This is a genomic window from Nitrospiria bacterium, assembly GCA_035498035.1.
Taxonomy (GTDB): Bacteria; Nitrospirota; Nitrospiria; order JACQBZ01; family JACQBZ01; genus JACQBZ01.
Genome location: DATKAN010000025.1, coordinates 52,816 through 70,400, shown reverse-complemented (window position 1 = coordinate 70,400; position 17,585 = coordinate 52,816). Strand labels below are relative to the sequence as shown.

Genomic DNA, 17,585 nt, shown 5'->3' with positions numbered 1-17,585 from the left:
CCGTACGCCCCTACGGAAAATGGGTAACAATGGGTCCCGTTTGGGCGATCATGGTCAAGGAATTCATCGAGATCCGGCGGGATCCGCGGACGCTGGGCCTGGTCGTCCTGATGCCCGTCCTGCTTCTGGTCCTGTTCGGGTTCGCGATCAACCTGGACATCAAGCAGATCCGGACGGCGGTTTGCGATCGGGACCGCACCCCCGAATCCCGCGCCCTGACCCGAGCCTTTTTAAGCTCCGGCTACTTCCAATCCGTCGATGCCGAGGCCTGCGGAAGACAGGCGGAGCTGCTGGATCGGGGGAGAGCCAGCGTCTATCTTGAAATCCCGCCCCGGTTCGGAGATCGCGTGAGTTCCGGAATTTCGGCTCCGATCCAGATCCTGCTCGACGGATCGGACAACAACACCGCCAGCGTGGCGGGAGGATACGTGGAGCAGGTGCTCCGCGCTTATTCCCCCGACCGGTTTGGGGGGACCGCCGTCCCCCGGGCCATCGAGGTCGAGAGCCGTGTCTGGTTCAATCCGGACATGAACAGCACCATCTTCATCACCCCCGGCATCGTCGGGTTGCTGATCATGATCATCGGCGTCGCCCTTCCGGCCATGGCCGTCGTGCGGGAGCGCGAGCTGGGCAACCTGGAGATTCTTCTGTCCAGCCCGGCCCGGCCCTGGGAGGTGATTCTCGGGAAGATGCTTCCGTACGGGATCATCAGCCTCGTCGTGATCTTCCTGACCGTGCTGACCGGGGCGGTCGTATTCGAGGTCCCGTTTCGCGGGAGCGCGATCCAGTTGTTCGGGCAGACGCTGGTCTTCCTCCTGGCCACGCTCGGTATGGGACTCCTGATTTCCACGATCGCCAAAACGCGGGCCGTGGCCTTTTTCATCAGTCTGCTCAGCACGCTCCTCCCGACCTTCATCCTCTCCGGGTTCATTTTCCCGGTCGAAAGCATGCCGTGGGCGCTTCAGGGGGTGAGCTTCCTGATTCCCTCGACGCATTTTCTGATCATCCTGCGCGCGATCCTGTTGAAGGGGGTCGGGCCCGAAGCGGTTTGGCCGCACACGCTGATTCTCCTGGGATTCGGCCTGACCGTGATCACGATCAGCATCCGCCGCGTTGCCGCGGGGAATGAGACCGGATGATCCAACGGATTCTCACCATGGCCTGGAAAGAGGCCAAGCAACTTCAGCGGGATCCACGGTTGTTCCCGATCCTGTTCATCGCGCCGATCCTCCAGTTGACCCTTCTCGGATATGGAGCGACCTTCGATATCAAGAACCTCCCGATCGCGGTCTGGGATCAAAGCCGGACGGCCGAAAGCCGGGCCTACATCCGGGCCTTCACGCCGACCGAGTACTTCGTCGTGAAGGAGCCCGTGAACAACTACCGCGAAGCGGCCGAGCGGATCGATCGCGGCCGGGCCGTCATCGTCCTCGTCCTCCCCACGGACTTCGGCCGGCGCCTCCGGGGGGGGCGGCCCGTCACGGTCCAGGCGATTCTGGACGGCAGCAACTCCAACACCGCGCTCATCGGTCTCAATTACATCAACCGGATTACGGAAGCTTTTTCCTCCAACATTGAGCTCACCCGTGTCCAGGCAAGCGAGGGACCGGCCCTGCCGGACCGGGAGCGGGGCGCGGGGGAATTGGAGAACCCTGTCGGCTCTATCCGCACGGGCCCCCGCATCTCGATAGACAACCGCCTGCGCGTGTGGTACAACCCGGAGCTGCTGAGCAAGAATTACATGATCCCGGGCGTCATCGCCGTCCTGCTCATCGTCATCACCAGCATGATGACCGCGCTGGGCATCGTAAAGGAAAAGGAGATCGGGACGCTCGAACAACTGGTCATCACGCCGCTTCGCCGGTCGGAGCTGATGATCGGAAAGCTTCTCCCGTTTGTGGCGATCGGGTTCATCGACATCGGCATCGTATTGTTATTCGGGATTTTCTGGTTTGACGTCCCGGTGCGGGGGAGCATCCCGCTATTGTTCGCGCTGGCGGCGGTCTATATCCTGACCACGCTGGGTCTGGGCCTGTTCGTCTCGACGATCTCCCGGACGCAAAACCAGGCCCAGCTGACCATCTTTTTCATCATGCTGCCGCTGATGATCCTCTCCGGTTTCGCCTTCCCGATCGCCAACATGCCGGTCTTTTTCCAGGATCTCTCTTATCTCTCCCCCGTGCGGTATTTTCTCGTCATCATCCGCGGTATTTTCTTAAAGGGCGAGGGGATCGATACCCTCTGGCCGCAGGTCGTCCCGCTGGCCGTCCTAGCCGTCGCGATCTTTTCCATGAGTGTCCTGCGGTTCCGGAGGACGCTGGGGTAGCCCGCCATGTCGCCCCGGGGTCCGCACTGCGAGCCCACTCCCCAACAGTAAAAAAGGGAATGCTTCAAATGACCGGGAGAAACGATTAATGGAGACGGGATTGACGAGCAAGCAGGCGAAGGAACGATTAGAGCGGTTCGGCCCGAACGAGGTGGCGGAGACCCGGCCTCGTCCGTGGCTGACATTTCTGAGCAAGTTCTGGGCGCCGGTCCCGTGGATGCTGGAAGCGGCCATCGTACTGCAACTCTTTCTGGACAAGCCCGATGAGGCGATCATCATCGCCCTCCTGTTGGTCTTCAACGCCGGGCTCAGCTTCGTTCACGAAAACCGCGCCAACAAGGCGCTGGCCCTGCTGCGCAATCGGCTCGCCGTCCGGGCGCGGGTGAGGCGTGACGACCGCTGGCAACGCATCCCCGCCAAGGAACTGGTGCCGGAGGACGTGGTGTATCTGCGCCTGGGCGATCTGGTGCCGGCGGACATCCGTTTGTCCGAGGGCGCCCTGCTGCTCGATCAATCGGCGCTGACCGGGGAGTCGCTCCCGGTCGAGGCCGGTCCCGGTGTGACCGCGTACGCGGGAGCGGTGATCAAGCGGGGAGAGGCGACCGGCAAGGTCGTCGCCACCGGGACTCAAACCTATTTCGGCAAGACCGCCGAACTGGTTCAAACCGCAAGAACCGTCAGCCACCTCGAAAGTCTGATCTTTACCATCGTCAAATACCTGATCGCCTTGGACTCGGTCCTTGTGGTCGCGCTGCTGATTTACTCCGTGGCGACGGGGATGCCCCTCTCGGACGTGGTACCCTTTGCCTTGATCCTCCTGGTCGCCTCGGTTCCGGCGGCGCTGCCGGCCACGTTTACTCTGGCCACCGCCCTGGGAGCACAGGAGTTGATTACGCGCGGCGTGCTGGTGACGCGGCTTTCGGCGATCGAAGAGGCCGCCGGGATGGACATCCTCTGTAGCGATAAGACCGGGACCCTGACCCGGAACCGGCTGCGCCTTGCGGCCCTGCGCCCGTATCCGCCGCATACCGAGGAGGAACTGCTGCGCCTGGCTTCGATGGCCTGTGACGACGCGGGCCAGGATCCGCTCGATCTCGCGATCCTCGCCGCCGCCCGGGAGCGCGACCCGCTTTTTTCCGCGGGTCGACGTGCGGAGTTTCTCCCCTTCGATCCGGAAACGCGGCGCACGGAGGCCGTCTTCGAACGGGACGGACAAAGGCTTCGAATTATCAAGGGGGCCCCGCGCGCGGTCGCCGCGCAGGTTCCATCGCCGCCCGAAATAAATTCGGAAGTGGAACGGCTGGCCGGGGAGGGCTACCGCGTTATGGCCGTGGCCGCCGGCGTCGACGGCGCCCTCCGATTCACGGGTCTGTTGGCCTTGGAGGATCCCCTGCGGGAGGACTCCGCATCTCTTGTCCACCGACTGCGGGAACAGGGGGTGCGCGTTTTGATGGTGACCGGCGACAACCTGGACACCGCCCGGGCCGTGGCTTCGCGGGTCGGCATCGGGAATCGCGCCTGCCCGGCGGAGGCCCTGCGCGCCGACGACGGCGTGCGGGTGCTGGATTACGATGTGTTTGCGCGCGTCTTTCCGGAGGACAAGTTCCGTCTCGTACGCGCCCTGCAACAGGCCGGCCATGTGACGGGCATGACCGGGGACGGGGTCAACGACGCGCCCGCCCTCAAGCAGGCCGAGGTGGGCGTGGCCGTCGCGGAGGCCACGGATGTGGCCAAGTCGGCCGCCGGTCTGGTGCTCACCCAGCCCGGGCTTTCCGAGGTGGTGGCGGCCGTGGAGACCAGCCGGCGCATCTACCAGCGCATGCTGACCTATACGCTGAACAAGATCGTCAAGACCCTGGAATTCGCGATTTTCCTGAGCCTGGGTGTGATGCTCACCGGCGTTCTGGTGATCACGCCCTTGCTAATGGTCCTGCTGCTCTTCACAAACGACTTCGTGACCATGGCCATCGCCGCCGATCGCGTGTCCTATTCCCCCGGACCGGACCGCTGGGACATTCCCACCTTGATGCTCACGGCCGGGACGCTGGCCGTGCCGGTTCTGATCCTTTCTTTCGCCGTGTTCTTCGCGGCGCGCGATTGGCTCCGCCTGCCTTTGCCGCAACTGCAAACCCTGATCTTCGTCATGCTGGTGTTTACCGGCCAGGGCATGGTGTACCTGGTGCGCGAGCGTCGCCGCTTCTGGCATTCGAGACCCGGATCCTGGCTCCTGCTGAGCACGTTTCTGGACATGATCCTTGTCGCTATTTTCGCCACGCGGGGCATTCTCATGGCTCCGATCCCGTCCGCCTTGGTCGCGGGCTTGCTGGCGCTGGTGGCCGGAATCTTGATCGGGGTGGATTTTTTGAAGGTGGGCGTCTTCCGATATTTCAAGATGCGCTGAAGACCCGCCCGGCGGCGCTTATTGGGTGCGGCCCTTGGGGGCGCCGGAGACGAGACCCTGCCGGTGGGCGTAGACCGCGGCCTGGAGGCGGTTGTTCACCTGGAGTTTTTTCAGAATATTTTTGAGATGAATCTTGACGGTGTGTTCGGAAATATTGAGCGCGTTGGCGATCTCCTTGTTGCTCGCGCCGTTCGACAAGGTCTGGAGGATTTCTTTTTCGCGGTTTGTGAGGAGCTGGTAATCGCCGGAGGCGTCCGCCTTGGAGGCCGGCCTGTTGGCGATCGACGAAAATTCCGTGAGGAGCTTCGAGGCCATGTTGTGCGGGATCACGGCCTCTCCCTTCATTAAAAGATCGATCGCTTTCAGCAAGTGGTCCGGCTCGACGCTTTTCAGAAGATAGCCGCGCGCGCCGGCCTTGATGGCCGAGAAAAGGTCCTCATCCTGTTCTGAAACGGTGAGCATGATGATCCGGGCTTCCGGGAGCTCCTGGCGGATCGCCCCGGTCGCCTCGATGCCGTTGCATCCGGGCATCTGCACGTCCATCAGGATGACGTCGGGGCGGAGTTGCCTGGCCAGCGCGATGCCTTCCCGGCCGTCTTTGGCCTCCCCCACCACCTCGATTCCGCTCTGCGCTTGAAGCAGATTGATGATCCCCTTGCGGAACAGCGTATGATCATCCACGACGAGTACTTTGACGGGAGGCATCGTCCTCTTTCCTTTGCGTTCTAGGGGGACGGAGCAGGGGGGATTTCGATCCGGATCGAAGTTCCCTGACCGACGACGGTGGCGATCCGCACCGTGCCGCGGAGGCAGGCGGCGCGTTCTTTCATGATCGAGAGGCCCATCCGTTGCCGGGCCGGATCTTCGACGGTTTTTGGGTCGAATCCGTCGCCGTCATCTTGAACCGTGATCCGGAGACCGAAGCCGCCGCCATGGACCGCGACGCTCACTTTTTTCGCGCGGGCATGCTTGCGGACATTGGACAGGGATTCCTGGATGATCCGGAAGATCTGGGTGTGGACGGAAGGCTCAAATTGGGACAGATCGGCATCGCTGAAGAAATCGGTCTGAATCCCCGTCCGCGAGCCGAATTCCAGGCAATACCTTCGAAGCGCGACCTCCAGCGTCTCGTTTTCTTTCATCGGAATTCGAAAGTCGATCAGCATGCTCCGAACGTCCTGATAGGTGTCCTGGATGACCTTGCGGATGTGATGGAAATCTTCCAGGACCGGGGTCTTCGGCTCGGATTGAATGCGGTCTTCGAGAAGCTTCGTCTGCATATTCAGATAGGCCAGCGACTGCGCGATGTTGTCGTGAAGCTCCTGGGCGATCAACCAGCGTTCTTCCAGAAGGGCCGACTCTTTGGTCTTGGAGGCCAGCTGCGAATTCTCGACCGCCACGCCGATATGATGGCTGATGGCGATCAGGAGCGGCCGGTCCGCGTGAGCGAAAGCCCGGGGTCGTTTGGAATAAAGGGTCAGGATCCCCAGTGTCTTCTCCCGCGCGCGAAGCGGAACGCTGATCATCGATCCGAAGCGTTCATCGCGGCAGGCCGAGCGGATCAGCCGTTCGTCCTTGGAGAGGTCGTCGGAAACTACGACCTCCCCCAGCCGGATGGCCAGGCCGCAGAGGCAGGCCCCCATGGGGATCCGTTGCTCGGTGTAAATGAAGGACTGGGTGACGCCGCGACTTGCACACAGGATCAGGTCCCCGCTGGCGGAGTCCAGTAGGTGAATCGAGCCGATGTCGGCCTCGGTCAACGTGAGGAGCCGTTCCAGCGTGGCACCGAGCGCGGCCGTGAGATGCGGGGACTGGCTGATCGTGGCCGAGATCGTGTTTAAGACGTCGATCTTTTCGTACGGATCAACGGGAACCATTGGGGGGATGGACGGGGGAGTCGTCGGCTTCGAGCCGGCCTTGAAATGCTGGTTTTCCTTACGGTGACTCTGGTGCTGCGGTTTGTCCATTGCGCATAACCCCGGTGCCTATCTTACTCCCATTTCCTGCAAAAGCAAAGCGGTATTTAGGATGATCTTTTTTCCGGTTCCCGCCGCCTGAAGAACGGTTCGAGAAAGTCGATCGGGACCGGGAAGATCGTCGTGGAATTTTTTTCGGCCGCGATCTCGGTCAGCGTCTGCAGGTAGCGCAACTGGAGGGTGGTGGGGTTCCGGCTGATGATCTCCCCCGCCTGGGTCAGTTTCTCGGCGGCCTGATATTCTCCCTCCGCGTGGATCACCTTCGCCCGTCTTTCCCGTTCGGCCTCGGCCTGTTTGGCGATGGCGCGGACCATTTCCTGGGGGAGGTCCACGTTCTTCACCTCGACGGCCGAGACCTTGATTCCCCAGGGTTCGGTCTGCTGGTCGATGATCTGCTGGAGTTTCGAATTGATCTCCTCCCGCTTGGACAGCAGGTCGTCCAACTGGCCCTGGCCGAGGACGCTGCGCAGCGTGGTCTGCGAAAGCTGGGACGTGGCATAGAGATAGTCCTCGACCTGGATGATCGCTCTTTGAGGGTCGATCACACGGAAATAGATGATGGCGTTGACTTTCACCGATACGTTATCCCGCGTGATTACGTCCTGGGGCGGTACGTCCATCACGATCGTCCGCAGGCTCACCTTCGCCATGCTCTGGAGGCCGGGGATGACAATGATCAGGCCGGGCCCCTTTACCTTCTGAAAGCGTCCCAGGAAAAAGATCACGCCGCGCTCGTACTCCCTGAGGATCTTGAGGGAGATGAACAGGAATAGGAGAACGATCAGGATAAGGCCCGGAAGACTGACGAGTAACTGAATCATGATTGACCCCCGCTCTATTTTTTCGACCGTTTGATAAACAGTTTTAGTCCCTCGATGCCGGTCACTTCGACCGTCTCGCCCTCATGGATCGGTTCGGAGCTGACGGCGTCCCAATACTCTCCCTGGATCAGGATTTGACCCCGGGGGTTGATCTCGGTCCGGGCGGTTCCCGAAGCGCCGATGAAGACCTCGATGCCGGCGACCGATTTTTGATGACGGGTCTTCCAGGCCATTCCGACCACCCCCAAAAAGAATCCGGCCGTCACGACGGCCGTCGGGAAAATCACCCACAAGGAAATCTGCATGAACGGCAGGTCGGTCTTGACCAGCATCAACGAGCCCAGAACCATCGAGATCACCCCGCCCACGGTCAGCAGCCCGTAGCTAGGCACTTTGATCTCGGCGATGAACATCACGATGGCCAGAAGGATCAGAAGCAGGCCGGCGTAATTGATCGAGAGGGTCTGGAAGGAATAGAAGGCCAGGACGATGCAAATCGCGCCGACCACGCCGGGCAGGATCGCGCCCGGGTTCGACAGCTCGAAGATCAGTCCGTAAATGCCCAGAAGCATCAGGATGTAGGCGATGTTGGGATCGCTCAACGCGTTTAAGATTCTCATCCGGCCGCTCATTCCGACCGTCTTGACCGCGGCCGATTTGGTCTTAAGGATGCGCGGGCCCGCGGCCGTTTGAACCGTTCGGCCGTCCACGGCGGCCAGCAGGGCCGGCAGGTCCGGCGCGATCAGGTCGACGATCTTGAGCTTCAGGGCCTCGGTCTCGGTGGCCGAGACGCTCTGGCGCACGGCGTCCTCGGCCCACTGGACGTTGCGGCCGTGCTTCTCGGCGATCGACTTGATATAGGCGGCCGCGTCGTTCTCGACCTTCTTTTTCATCTCTTTGTCCATCTCTCCGCCGCCCATCGAAACGGGATGGGCCGCACCGATGTTCGTCCCCGGGGCCATGGCCGCGATGTGGGCCGCGAGCGTGATGAAGACCCCGGCCGAGGCCGCGCGGGCGCCGGTGGGCGAGACATACACGATGATCGGCACCTCGGAAGCGCTCATCTCCTTGACGATCGTGCGCATCGAAGTGTCGAGGCCTCCCGGCGTGTCGAGCTGGATCACCAGCGCCTGGGCATGATCCTGCGCGGCGTCCGCGATGGCCTGGGTCAGGTATTCGGCCGAGACCGGATTGATCACGCCGTCGTACACGGCCACGGTCACCGCGGCCGGTTCGGCGGCCGGAGCGGGACGGGACTGAGGGAACGAATCGGCGGCGGGGAGAATCGTGGTAATTAGGACGGGCAAAAACGCGAATACCGGCGTCAAGACGACCGATCGGATCCATCGGGATAGGGCCATCGCTCACCCTCGAAGAAGTGAGCGAGTATCATATTCTTTTCCCAAGCGGACTGTCAAGAAACGGGCGGCGGGGGTCCGGAGGGCGACGTCTCGCCGAGCGGGAGGCGGTAGCCCATCACCGTCAGGTCCTTGGAGGGATGAAAATCGAGCCCGGGCGCGCGCACGAATCCCATCCCCTCGTACATGCGCCTGCCGACTTCCATGAAATCGCTCGTGTGCAAGGTCAGGGCCGCGGCGCCGGAGCGGCGGGCCCGCCGGATGCATTCGCGCAGCAGCGCCTTACCGATACCGCGGCCCCGCGCGGCCCGCGCGACGGCGAGCAGGCGGGCTTCCGGGTGCTCGATCGTGACCCGGGAGCCGTCCGGGCGGGGAAAAACCGTTCCGGGCGGGTATAACATAACGGCGCCCACGACGGCGCCATCTTGTTCGGCCACGATCCGCTCGGCGGACGTCGGGTCGGCGAGCGCGTTTAAGATTCCCTGGCGGTACCCTTCCCAGTGCGCGTGCATGCGGGCCGCGTACTCCTGGAAGGCGGCCAGCGTCACGGTCCGGATCGCTTCGCGATCGCTCTCGCGCGCGTCGCGAAGTGAAAAGTCCTTCCCCATTTTATTCTCACGATTCGAGTTATCATATCTCATGTCACAGGCGGGAAACAATCTTTCCCCCGATCCTCCAATGCCCATAACATACAGTTGAAAGAAATCCGGCAAGAGAGTAAATTACGATCCTGCGCGGATGATCGGCGCTCGACAGTCCAATCGAACCGCGATGGCGTCGGGCCTTTTGGCGCATGGGATCCAAACAGGGGCTCAATTAAAACCAAAAAGGGAGAGTTTGTGCCATGGCAAAATATCTCATCGAGGTTCCGCACGAGGCCGAGCCGGTGGCTTGCGCCAAGGCCGTCAAGGTCTTGCTCGAAACGGGCTCTCATTTTCTGACGAATGCGGATTGGGGATGCTGGGACGGGGAACATAAGGCCTGGATCACTTTGGAGATGGGAAGCAAAGATGAGGCCCGGTCGATCTTGCCCGTGGCTTACCGATCCCAGGCGAAGATCGTGCAACTCAACAAGTTTACCCTCCAAGAGATCGACGAGTTCCTCAGCCATCATCGGCGATGACGGCGGCGGTCACCCGGGAACCTGTTTCCGGGCCGCCATTCCGCTTTGGCCCGGGCTCCGGACCGGGTCTTTTCTGACCGGAACGGCCTCTCGATTCCGGATCTTTTGACGGTGCCGGAGGATGACCGGATCGACGATATCCCCGCAATAGATGCACCGCCAGCCTTCGTAGGCCCAGGACGTCCCCTCGGCCGCCCCGCTGACGAACGCCTCGTAATTCATCATCCCGCTGCATTTCAGGCAGTTCATGTTCTCCCCTCCGTTTCATTAATTTCACACGGCGAATATACGGAGGTCAGGTTACGTCCAGTTCAATGTCGGGTTAATTTGCGTAAAAATCCTCGGCGCGGGCCTGTGAGGTCCGCGCCGCTTCCTAACGGAATTTGGGATGCGATGAGGATTAATGGGTAGGTCGGGCGGAAAAGAGGGGGTATCCCACCCTGTCCCTTTATAAAGTAGGTTTTCATCTTAGAGAGGCACAAGGGAACATTAAAATAGCGTGGAAGGAGGTGGGACCACGGCCGGTTCGATGCAGTCGGGCGAATCGTGTTTCGGACTGTTGACCAACTTAGACACCGCGTAGGCTTCCATCTCGTTTGACGAATAGGGCGCTAAAATCTTTTCCAAATGCTTGACGTCGGCCTGCGGGTCGAGCCAGGCTTCTTCATCCTCCGGTTTCATGATCACGGGGATCCGGTTATGTATCGGTTGCAGGATTTCATTCGGCTCGGTCGTAATGATCGTAAAGGTCCGAAACTCTTTTTCCTGCCGGTCCTTCCATGTTTCCCATAGCCCGGCGAAGGTGAACGGCTCCTTTGATTTGAGCCGGATTCGCATGGGGGTCTTCGTTCGGCCGTCCGATTCCAAACGCCATTCATAAAACCCGTCGGCCGGAATGAGGCATCTTCTTTTTTTAAATGCATTTCTGAAACTGGGTTTCTCGGCGACCGACTCGGCGCGGGCATTGATCAACTTATAGCCGATGGACGGATCCTTGGCCCAGGAGGGGATGAGCCCCCAGCGGAAGACTTGAACCGATCTTCCCTCTTCGTTCAGGATGACGGGCGCGTTCTGGGAGGGCGCGATATTATACCGCGGGTGGAAGTCTCTCATCGGGGACTTGATCAACAGGCGTTTCAGGATCAGGATGATCTCTTCCGTAAGGGTGTATCTCGCGCACATAGGGCTTCATCATAGCCCTCGCCCGGGCGGTGAATCAAGTCACTGTCTGGATATTTATCGGGTCAATTGCTCCAGCCTTTTAAGATCGTAGCCAAACAGGGCGAGGAGGCTTTCACCGCTTTTTAAAAGCAGCTCGCTGTACTTTTCGACGTCATAGGCATGATCCGCCGTGAGGGTCGCATAGGCCCGGGCCCGGCCGGCCGGATCTTTATCCGCGTCATGGGTGATGACGTACTGAATCGCTTCCCCCGGCGCGAGTTTGACCCCGCGGGCCAACAGTTCATGGGAAACCACGGCCGAAAGCGTCGCCTTCTTGTATTCCCGGGGGTCCTGGGAAAGAGTTCGCGTGATGACCAGCTCTCTTAGATTGACCTGTCCTTCAACGAGTCGCCGACGGTATTCGGCCAGGATTTTGACGACCTCAGGAATTTGTGCCTCATATTCTTTAAGATCCTGGGCCTGATTTAAAACCTCGATCATACGGGTTTGAGCTTCTTTGACCAGGGAAGGCGTGTCGGTGCGGCGCACTTCCAGGCCCCGTATCTTCATCGCTCCGGTACGAAAGACGCCCAAAAACCGGTTCGGAACCGAAAGGCTCGGCCGCGTCTTCGAGGGAAGGAACCCGATCCAACGATAAATCCCTTCCAGGTTGATCGGAAGGCCGGTTCCCTGAGTGATCGCATCCGCAAGCTTCCGATAGTCGGGCTCCGTCGCACCGGCCTTCTTGACCCAGACGGAATCCACGATGGCATGGAGGAGTTGATAGCCACGGCCTTCCGCAATCTCCTTGGCTTGAAGAAGCGTCTCACGACTGTAAGCCGTCACGCACTCATGCGCTTCGATGCGCCCGAAACGGGCATTCTTGTAACCCAGATAACCGAAGGAGACCACGAGCAGCCATTTCAGCGCGTTCTGGCGCTGATCGTAACGTTCACGCCGTTTCGGATCGGTCGTGGATTTGAGTCGTTGTTTATACTGCGCTCGCTTGGCAAGAAGCGGCTCGAGGGTTTCCGGGACAAGTCCCTTTCGTTTTGTGCAGATCGTATAGCCCGTTTCCGGAACGCGATTTCCGGGGCAGCAGGAACAGCCGACCGTTTCGGGCGAGATGTTGAACCGGGCCATGATGGCGGGATACATCGAGGCGAAATCAAGCTCGGCGACCTCTTCCTGAAAACCCACCGGCGGAAGAAAGACCATGCCGCCTTTATCGATCGTGAGCAGCTCGAAGCCGGACTTGAACTCCTCCGGCTCGCTCTTTCGCCACGGAATGAGGATTCCCGCCCGGTAAGCCGTCTCAAGCTGCATGGAGGTGATCCCCGTTCCGGTCGAGGTCCGGGCCATATGCTGAATCGGGAGCTTTGTGACCCGGGCCTGTTCAAACAGTCCTTCGAGACCCGCCTCGTTGAGAATGAACGAATTCTGCCGGTCGATGTGCCAACGGCCGAAGAAGGTCTGCGCCCCGGCGCTGTGGACCATCCGTCCATAGGAGGCATAGGAACGCATCTTTTTCCCGGCGATCGCCATGCGCCTGTCGCGATTGAAGGCGACCGGAATCCTGCATCGCTCCGAAAGCATTTGAACATGCGGGATGATGAAGGAGTCTCCCCAATCGGTGAAAATCAGGTCCGGATCGTTTTTACGGAGGTGATTGTTGAGCCCGGTCAACACCTCGGCCGGATCATCCCCTTCAAGCACACACCGGCCATGGTCATCCCGGATCTCAAGCTTCCCTTGACCTCCGTGATTTGGATTGATGAGGTCCCCTTCCAACCGCAGATGCATGGAGCGGAGCGGGGGAAGGGAATAATCCGGATCCCAGGGCGAATCGAGCGCTTGGATGGTTTGGATCGTTTCCGTTTCGGTGCGATCCACGGAACACAAGGCCAAAGGGAATAGGTTTCGTTCATAGAAATAGAGCTGAGAGAGGTCGATGTCACAATTATAGAATTGCAGTCGGTCGCCGATACGGACGAGCCTCTTTACGATGCCGACGTATTCCGTGGGATCGTGGACTGTAACCTGCACCACCGGGATCGCCCGGCCGCTGAAGAACTCGCTGCGCTCGACGTGCCGGGCCGTGACGGGAGTCTTTTCGCGTGACAGATGAAGAACGGCGTTTCTTGATTCAATCGACGGACCCTCGAAATAAAAGGAAGGATGAAACGGATCGGTCAGCCGGAGCCGACGTCCGTCCTCCGCGATGATCCAGAGGACCATGCCTTCAGCGGCAGGGTAGACGTCGAACAACCAGCCCCTAAGCCTGCGCCTTGAATCCGGTTTCGAGTTCATGGAGCCGTTTCTCCAAAGCCAGACGCGCTTTGCGTTCCTCGAGCAGCATCGAAAGGAGCATGGCCGAGAAGGGATCGGTCGGCGCGAGATAAGCCCCGGCCTGCGCATGATAGCGCGCATCGGCAAAAAGCAACTCGATAATCGCCTGATCCTCTTTGCGCAGGGCCCGTTTAAATTTTCCCCATTCCTCCAGGGCCTGATTGACCTGCATCGTGAAGGTGGCCAGCGTCCGGCCCATGAATCACCTCGAAGAAGATCGCTTGATCGAGAACGGCATCAAAGGAAGGACCCAGTGCTTATCTCGTGCGGTTTGGGCGTCGTCGATCAGCAGGTATCGATCCTTCTCATGGACCAACGCAAAAATCCGGTTCGCGGATTTGATTACGAAGGGCGCGAGGTTTTTCCTCTGCGCTGTCGGCGCAGGCGGGTCGGGGGCCAGAAGGATCAGTCGGCAGCCTTGATGCGCCAAGGCGCGGAGCTTTTCCGTCGTCTTGCGAAGGATGCGCGTCGCTTCCCACGCCGGAACTTCCTCGTCATAGAACGTGTCCAGCAATCCGGAGACGAAGCAAAGACGGCTTTTGTATTTTTGGAGCGCTTTCTCCAAGCGCTCGCAAATGACGGCCTCCAACTGGTGCGCGGTGAAGGCCCGTGATAGATGGAGACGGTCCAGGAGCCGCCGGCGATTCGTTTTAGGACCGTCCGTGAGCTTCAGGATCAGCGGGAGGTCTATGATGTTGGCCCCGTCGACCAGGACGACCGACTCGTCCTGAAGCAGTCGCCAGGCCATCAAATAATGGCCGAGCGCGAACACCCCGCGATGTCCGATGAACCCGATGATCCGGCCCTGATCCCGCGCCACGGCTTCCAAGGCGGCCGGCGTGACGATCTTCTGCCAGGAAAGATCGGTCGCTTCGATTTCGAACAACGACGATTGAGAAGAAGGATCGGCCATCGAGTAGGGTCCTTGCCCTTTCAATTGTGAAGCGCGTTAGAGACTTTGCGTTGTGCGTCCTTGGGCCATCAGTACGGCTGCGTGTTGATCGGCTTTGGGTTCGAAGACCGGGCAGAGGTCGTGATCCTGGTTTTCCCAGAGCGTTCCATCCACCGGCGATTCTCCCTGATCGATGAGCCGACAGCGGTTTGTCATCTTTCCCAGATCCAGATCTCGCACATGAACGCAGTCGGGGCATCTCCAGTAAAAATAATTTTGCTCAGCCATCGAAGCTCTCCTCTTGACTAATTGAGATTGGGAAACCGGACCACGCCCAGGACCTTGCCGAGGATACGAAGGGCGTCTTTTGGGGTGAATGTCATGGGTTGATGCGCGGGGTTCTCGGGTTGCAGAACGATCTTGTCGCCGCGGCGGAAGACGCGCTTCACGGTGGCCTCGTCCTCCGCCAGGACCACCGCGATCTCCCCGTTCTCGGCCTGGGCCTGCGCTTTCACCAGCACGTAATCGCCGTCTAAAATTCCGGCTCCGATCATGCTGTCGCCCTTGATCTTCAAAAGGAAGACCGGACCCCCGCGCGTCACGGATCGGTCCAACGCCAAAGTTCCGAGGATGTTTTCTTCCGCGAGAATGGGCTTTCCCGCGGCCACCTGGCCCAGGATCGGGACGGAAACGGCCTGAGGTTGATCGGCGATCCCGATCGATCGCGCGCCGCGCCCGCGGGTGAGGTGACCGTTTTTTTCCAAAGCCAGGAGATGCTTTCGGACCGCGTGGTGTCCGCGGATCCCGAGATGCCGTGCGATCTCGCGGACGGTGGGCGGATATCCGGACCTCGCGATGAATTGATTCACGAAGTTCAGGACCTCGGCCTGCCTGTCGGTCAGCGGGTTCTTCATCGGGATTCAATGGGTGTCCAAATGGACACCTATACTATAATCGAGCGGGCGGGGCTTGTCAAGGGGGAAAATCGAATCTATTTTGATGAAAATAGATATGGGTGACACTGATCAGCATCGGCCCGAGTCGCGACTTGGCCGAGGTTCGGGCACCGGACTCGGCGAAGGACGCGGCCCTTCAGGGTCAATTTTCCGCCAAGCCCCTTCGGAAAATTGAGCGGACGAGCCTTAGTCCGGTCGAACTGCGGCCACGGAGCAGGGAGGGTCGAGTTGATCAGGGTGTCACCTATGTTGTTATCAGGGCAGGAAATCGAATATATTCGATCTGCATCACTATATATAGAGTGGATGGGGATTTGTGCGGGCCGCGACGGGTTCCAATTTGGTATTCGATGAAAGCAGGTTCTTCGCGTCGATGCGTGATACGGCGTCCTATCGCGAAGGACCGGCCGGGGCTTGGATTCTGGATGGCGGGGGGACCTTATAAAGGGGCCGGACCTGTCGGGTTCCTCCCGCCGAAGGACCCGGAGCGGTGGGCGCCGAGGGAAGCCGCGGCAACTTGATGCTCTTGGGGGGAGACGGTTGCCGTGTCTTGGGTATGCGCCCGGGTTCGACCCTCTGCTCCGGCAGGCGTGGCGTTGGCCTTGGAAGGACGGAATGCTGTGAGGGTTCGACTTCCCTGACGATGATGTCTCTATGAACCGCGCGACCCCCTTCGATGGTCGGCGGGCGTCTCGCCGGAAGCGAGGGCGCGGCGGCGGGGGGCAGGCCTTTTGTGATGACACTGTGAATTTCCTTCACCCGGTGCTCGAAGAGGGGCGGCGGGGCCGAGGGAGGACGGGTGTAGACCACCGGGCGATTGATCGTTTGGGGCGGAAGCCAATCCGCCGTGACCACTTTATCCGGCGCGGGATGCAGACTGGCGCGCGTCGGCACGACCGGCGGCGGGCCGACGGCCACACGGCCGGACCGAATCGGATCCTTGGGCGGCTTGAACCTCTCGTCTTCCGGCGCGCCGGTGACGAACTGACGCCGGGATATCACGGTCGTCGCCCCCGGGACATGGGAATTGATCGGGTTGGAATTGAAATGCCTGTGGTCGGGGGGCTTGTGGTGATAATAGATCTCGTGGGGTCCGAGCGGCACCCAACTCACCCAGGTCGGCCCGTAATAAAACCGCACGCAGCCGGGTGTCCAGATTCCCAGGGCCGGACCGGGCACCCAGACCCAACCGACGGTTCCGACCACGATCCACCGGCCGTAGTGATAGGGGAGCCAACCCCAGGGTTCGTAGGAAACCCAGGTCCAGCCCCACGGCTCGACCCAGACCCAGCGGCCGACATGATACGGAGCCCATCCCACGGCCACTCGGGGGGCCCAGACCCAGCCGTAGGGCTGGATCTGACTCCAGCCCCCGTAGGTATTCAATTCCGACACCCCCATCTCCGTGTCCGAGGGGAGATGTTCATGGCTCTCGGCCGCGGTCTCTTGATCATCGCGGTCTTTATTCCATTTATCCCAGTCATCCGGCTCCCCGGCCGAATCCACGAGGTAGTCCGGGGAGTCGCCCCCCTCGATCGAGACGCGTTGATCGGCCGCGATCACGACCGGCCCCTCGTCGCGGTTTAATTCCAGCTCTCCCTGGCGGACCGTCATCGCGGTGGACCCGTCGTCCGCCACGTCCACCCGAAATTCCGCCGAACGGGTGATCTGGGCCGTGGCCTGCGGCGTGTCGATCTCCATGAAGGGCTGCTGCGCGCCCGTGCGAAACGGGGCCTTGGCCTCGATGCTGGCCACGCCCAACGTGACCTGGAAGTGGATCCAGCCCGGATCAAGGCTTAAGAGGTCGAGGCTGGTGTTTTCCGCAAGCCGGACCACGGTCCCGTCGTCGAATTGGACCTCGGCCCGGGAGTCGTCGGTCGTCCAGAGCTTGTCGTGAGGGCGAAGCGGCATATTAATCGAGGCCGCCACCCACTCCTCGTCATCGCCCCGCTGAAGAAGCGCCTCTCCATCGATGAGGCTGATGCGGGAAAGCCTCACCGTCCCATAGGGCTCGGTGGATTCTTCCTCGGCGAAGGCCGATGGCGAAAACAGGCTTGCCAGACCCGACAGAACCAGAACGGCCAGTACCCGGATGAACACGGACACGAAAAGTTCCTCCCTCAAATGAAATTATGACCCGATTGGTAAGGTAGAATCAAGTCCGATTCCGTGCTGCCCGTCTCTGAACGCGGGAGGGTTTAGAAGGGTTTTTCGGAAAAGGC

Annotated in this window: 17 protein-coding genes; 4 read left to right on the top strand and 13 right to left on the bottom strand. The window is 60.5% G+C overall.

The window, feature by feature from the left end; genetic code table 11:
• Positions 1–29: 29 nt before the first annotated feature.
• The 3 genes from VMN77_04730 to VMN77_04720 all read left to right on the top strand — a co-directional run bounded on the left by VMN77_04730 (position 30) and on the right by VMN77_04720 (position 4,727).
• Positions 30–1,139, top strand: coding sequence for an ABC transporter permease (locus tag VMN77_04730; GenBank protein ID HTN43085.1), 1,110 nt, complete (start codon positions 30–32; stop codon positions 1,137–1,139).
• Positions 1,136–2,326, top strand: coding sequence for an ABC transporter permease (locus VMN77_04725; protein HTN43084.1), 1,191 nt, complete (start codon positions 1,136–1,138; stop codon positions 2,324–2,326). Before VMN77_04730 ends, VMN77_04725 begins: the two co-directional genes overlap by 4 nt.
• Before the next feature lie 88 nt (positions 2,327–2,414).
• Positions 2,415–4,727: a plasma-membrane proton-efflux P-type ATPase gene (locus VMN77_04720; protein ID HTN43083.1), complete on the top strand. Its 2,313-nt coding sequence runs from the start codon at positions 2,415–2,417 to the stop codon at positions 4,725–4,727.
• An 18-nt stretch (positions 4,728–4,745) separates the two neighbouring features.
• On the opposite strand, the gene VMN77_04715 is transcribed toward VMN77_04720, so the two are convergent.
• Genes VMN77_04715 through VMN77_04695 form a run of 5 tightly spaced genes read right to left on the bottom strand, consistent with a single transcriptional unit; the run spans position 4,746 to position 9,490 of the window.
• Entirely contained in the window at positions 4,746–5,432 is a 687-nt protein-coding gene (locus VMN77_04715) for a response regulator transcription factor (protein ID HTN43082.1), read from the bottom strand.
• A 20-nt stretch (positions 5,433–5,452) separates the two neighbouring features.
• Positions 5,453–6,694 (bottom strand): GAF domain-containing protein, encoded by a 1,242-nt coding sequence (locus tag VMN77_04710; GenBank protein HTN43081.1) that lies wholly within the window; start codon positions 6,692–6,694, stop codon positions 5,453–5,455.
• A 56-nt stretch (positions 6,695–6,750) separates the two neighbouring features.
• Positions 6,751–7,524, bottom strand: coding sequence for a slipin family protein (locus VMN77_04705; protein HTN43080.1), 774 nt, complete (start codon positions 7,522–7,524; stop codon positions 6,751–6,753).
• A 14-nt stretch (positions 7,525–7,538) separates the two neighbouring features.
• Positions 7,539–8,885, bottom strand: a complete 1,347-nt coding sequence (locus VMN77_04700; protein ID HTN43079.1) for a nodulation protein NfeD — start codon at positions 8,883–8,885, stop codon at positions 7,539–7,541.
• A 53-nt stretch (positions 8,886–8,938) separates the two neighbouring features.
• On the bottom strand, positions 8,939–9,490 hold the full coding sequence (locus VMN77_04695) for a GNAT family N-acetyltransferase (protein ID HTN43078.1): 552 nt from the start codon (positions 9,488–9,490) through the stop codon (positions 8,939–8,941).
• Positions 9,491–9,726: 236 nt separating this feature from the next.
• On the opposite strand from VMN77_04695, the gene VMN77_04690 reads away from it, so the two are divergent.
• A complete protein-coding gene (locus tag VMN77_04690) occupies positions 9,727–10,005 on the top strand; it encodes a hypothetical protein (GenBank protein ID HTN43077.1) in 279 nt (92 codons plus the stop codon).
• Between the two features lie 9 nt (positions 10,006–10,014).
• On the opposite strand, the gene VMN77_04685 is transcribed toward VMN77_04690, so the two are convergent.
• The 8 genes from VMN77_04685 to VMN77_04650 all read right to left on the bottom strand — a co-directional run bounded on the left by VMN77_04685 (position 10,015) and on the right by VMN77_04650 (position 17,469).
• The gene (locus VMN77_04685) at positions 10,015–10,254 is read right to left on the bottom strand and encodes a hypothetical protein (GenBank protein ID HTN43076.1); all 240 of its coding nucleotides are present in this window, start codon (positions 10,252–10,254) and stop codon (positions 10,015–10,017) included.
• A gap of 240 nt (positions 10,255–10,494) precedes the next feature.
• Entirely contained in the window at positions 10,495–11,187 is a 693-nt protein-coding gene (locus VMN77_04680) for an SOS response-associated peptidase (protein HTN43075.1), read from the bottom strand.
• 54 nt (positions 11,188–11,241) lie between these two features.
• Positions 11,242–13,476: a DNA polymerase domain-containing protein gene (locus VMN77_04675; GenBank protein ID HTN43074.1), complete on the bottom strand. Its 2,235-nt coding sequence runs from the start codon at positions 13,474–13,476 to the stop codon at positions 11,242–11,244.
• The gene (locus VMN77_04670) at positions 13,442–13,714 is read right to left on the bottom strand and encodes a hypothetical protein (GenBank protein ID HTN43073.1); all 273 of its coding nucleotides are present in this window, start codon (positions 13,712–13,714) and stop codon (positions 13,442–13,444) included. The genes VMN77_04675 and VMN77_04670 overlap by 35 nt, the downstream gene beginning before the upstream one ends.
• A gap of 3 nt (positions 13,715–13,717) precedes the next feature.
• Complete coding sequence (locus VMN77_04665; GenBank protein HTN43072.1) at positions 13,718–14,428, bottom strand: hypothetical protein; 711 nt, start codon at positions 14,426–14,428, stop codon at positions 13,718–13,720.
• Positions 14,429–14,464: 36 nt separating this feature from the next.
• The gene (locus VMN77_04660; protein HTN43071.1) at positions 14,465–14,695 is read right to left on the bottom strand and encodes a hypothetical protein; all 231 of its coding nucleotides are present in this window, start codon (positions 14,693–14,695) and stop codon (positions 14,465–14,467) included.
• A gap of 17 nt (positions 14,696–14,712) precedes the next feature.
• Positions 14,713–15,321: a transcriptional repressor LexA gene (gene lexA, locus VMN77_04655; GenBank protein ID HTN43070.1), complete on the bottom strand. Its 609-nt coding sequence runs from the start codon at positions 15,319–15,321 to the stop codon at positions 14,713–14,715.
• A gap of 432 nt (positions 15,322–15,753) precedes the next feature.
• A complete protein-coding gene (locus tag VMN77_04650) occupies positions 15,754–17,469 on the bottom strand; it encodes a DUF6600 domain-containing protein (protein ID HTN43069.1) in 1,716 nt (571 codons plus the stop codon).
• Positions 17,470–17,585: the final 116 nt, after the last annotated feature.

What these genes read in the sequence shown, in the direction of transcription:
- VMN77_04710 (HTN43081.1), bottom strand. Translation starts at nt 6,694, where the DNA reads ATGGACAAACCGCAGCACCAGAGTCACCGTAAGGAAAACCAGCATTTC.
- VMN77_04705 (HTN43080.1), bottom strand. Translation starts at nt 7,524, where the DNA reads ATGATTCAGTTACTCGTCAGTCTTCCGGGCCTTATCCTGATCGTTCTC.
- VMN77_04675 (HTN43074.1), bottom strand. Translation starts at nt 13,476, where the DNA reads ATGAACTCGAAACCGGATTCAAGGCGCAGGCTTAGGGGCTGGTTGTTC.
- VMN77_04695 (HTN43078.1), bottom strand. Translation starts at nt 9,490, where the DNA reads ATGGGGAAGGACTTTTCACTTCGCGACGCGCGCGAGAGCGATCGCGAA.
- VMN77_04700 (HTN43079.1), bottom strand. Translation starts at nt 8,885, where the DNA reads ATGGCCCTATCCCGATGGATCCGATCGGTCGTCTTGACGCCGGTATTC.
- VMN77_04680 (HTN43075.1), bottom strand. Translation starts at nt 11,187, where the DNA reads ATGTGCGCGAGATACACCCTTACGGAAGAGATCATCCTGATCCTGAAA.
- VMN77_04670 (HTN43073.1), bottom strand. Translation starts at nt 13,714, where the DNA reads ATGGGCCGGACGCTGGCCACCTTCACGATGCAGGTCAATCAGGCCCTG.
- VMN77_04720 (HTN43083.1), top strand. Translation starts at nt 2,415, where the DNA reads ATGGAGACGGGATTGACGAGCAAGCAGGCGAAGGAACGATTAGAGCGG.
- VMN77_04725 (HTN43084.1), top strand. Translation starts at nt 1,136, where the DNA reads ATGATCCAACGGATTCTCACCATGGCCTGGAAAGAGGCCAAGCAACTT.
- VMN77_04665 (HTN43072.1), bottom strand. Translation starts at nt 14,428, where the DNA reads ATGGCCGATCCTTCTTCTCAATCGTCGTTGTTCGAAATCGAAGCGACC.
- VMN77_04730 (HTN43085.1), top strand. Translation starts at nt 30, where the DNA reads ATGGGTCCCGTTTGGGCGATCATGGTCAAGGAATTCATCGAGATCCGG.
- VMN77_04685 (HTN43076.1), bottom strand. Translation starts at nt 10,254, where the DNA reads ATGAACTGCCTGAAATGCAGCGGGATGATGAATTACGAGGCGTTCGTC.
- VMN77_04715 (HTN43082.1), bottom strand. Translation starts at nt 5,432, where the DNA reads ATGCCTCCCGTCAAAGTACTCGTCGTGGATGATCATACGCTGTTCCGC.
- VMN77_04690 (HTN43077.1), top strand. Translation starts at nt 9,727, where the DNA reads ATGGCAAAATATCTCATCGAGGTTCCGCACGAGGCCGAGCCGGTGGCT.
- lexA (HTN43070.1), bottom strand. Translation starts at nt 15,321, where the DNA reads ATGAAGAACCCGCTGACCGACAGGCAGGCCGAGGTCCTGAACTTCGTG.
- VMN77_04660 (HTN43071.1), bottom strand. Translation starts at nt 14,695, where the DNA reads ATGGCTGAGCAAAATTATTTTTACTGGAGATGCCCCGACTGCGTTCAT.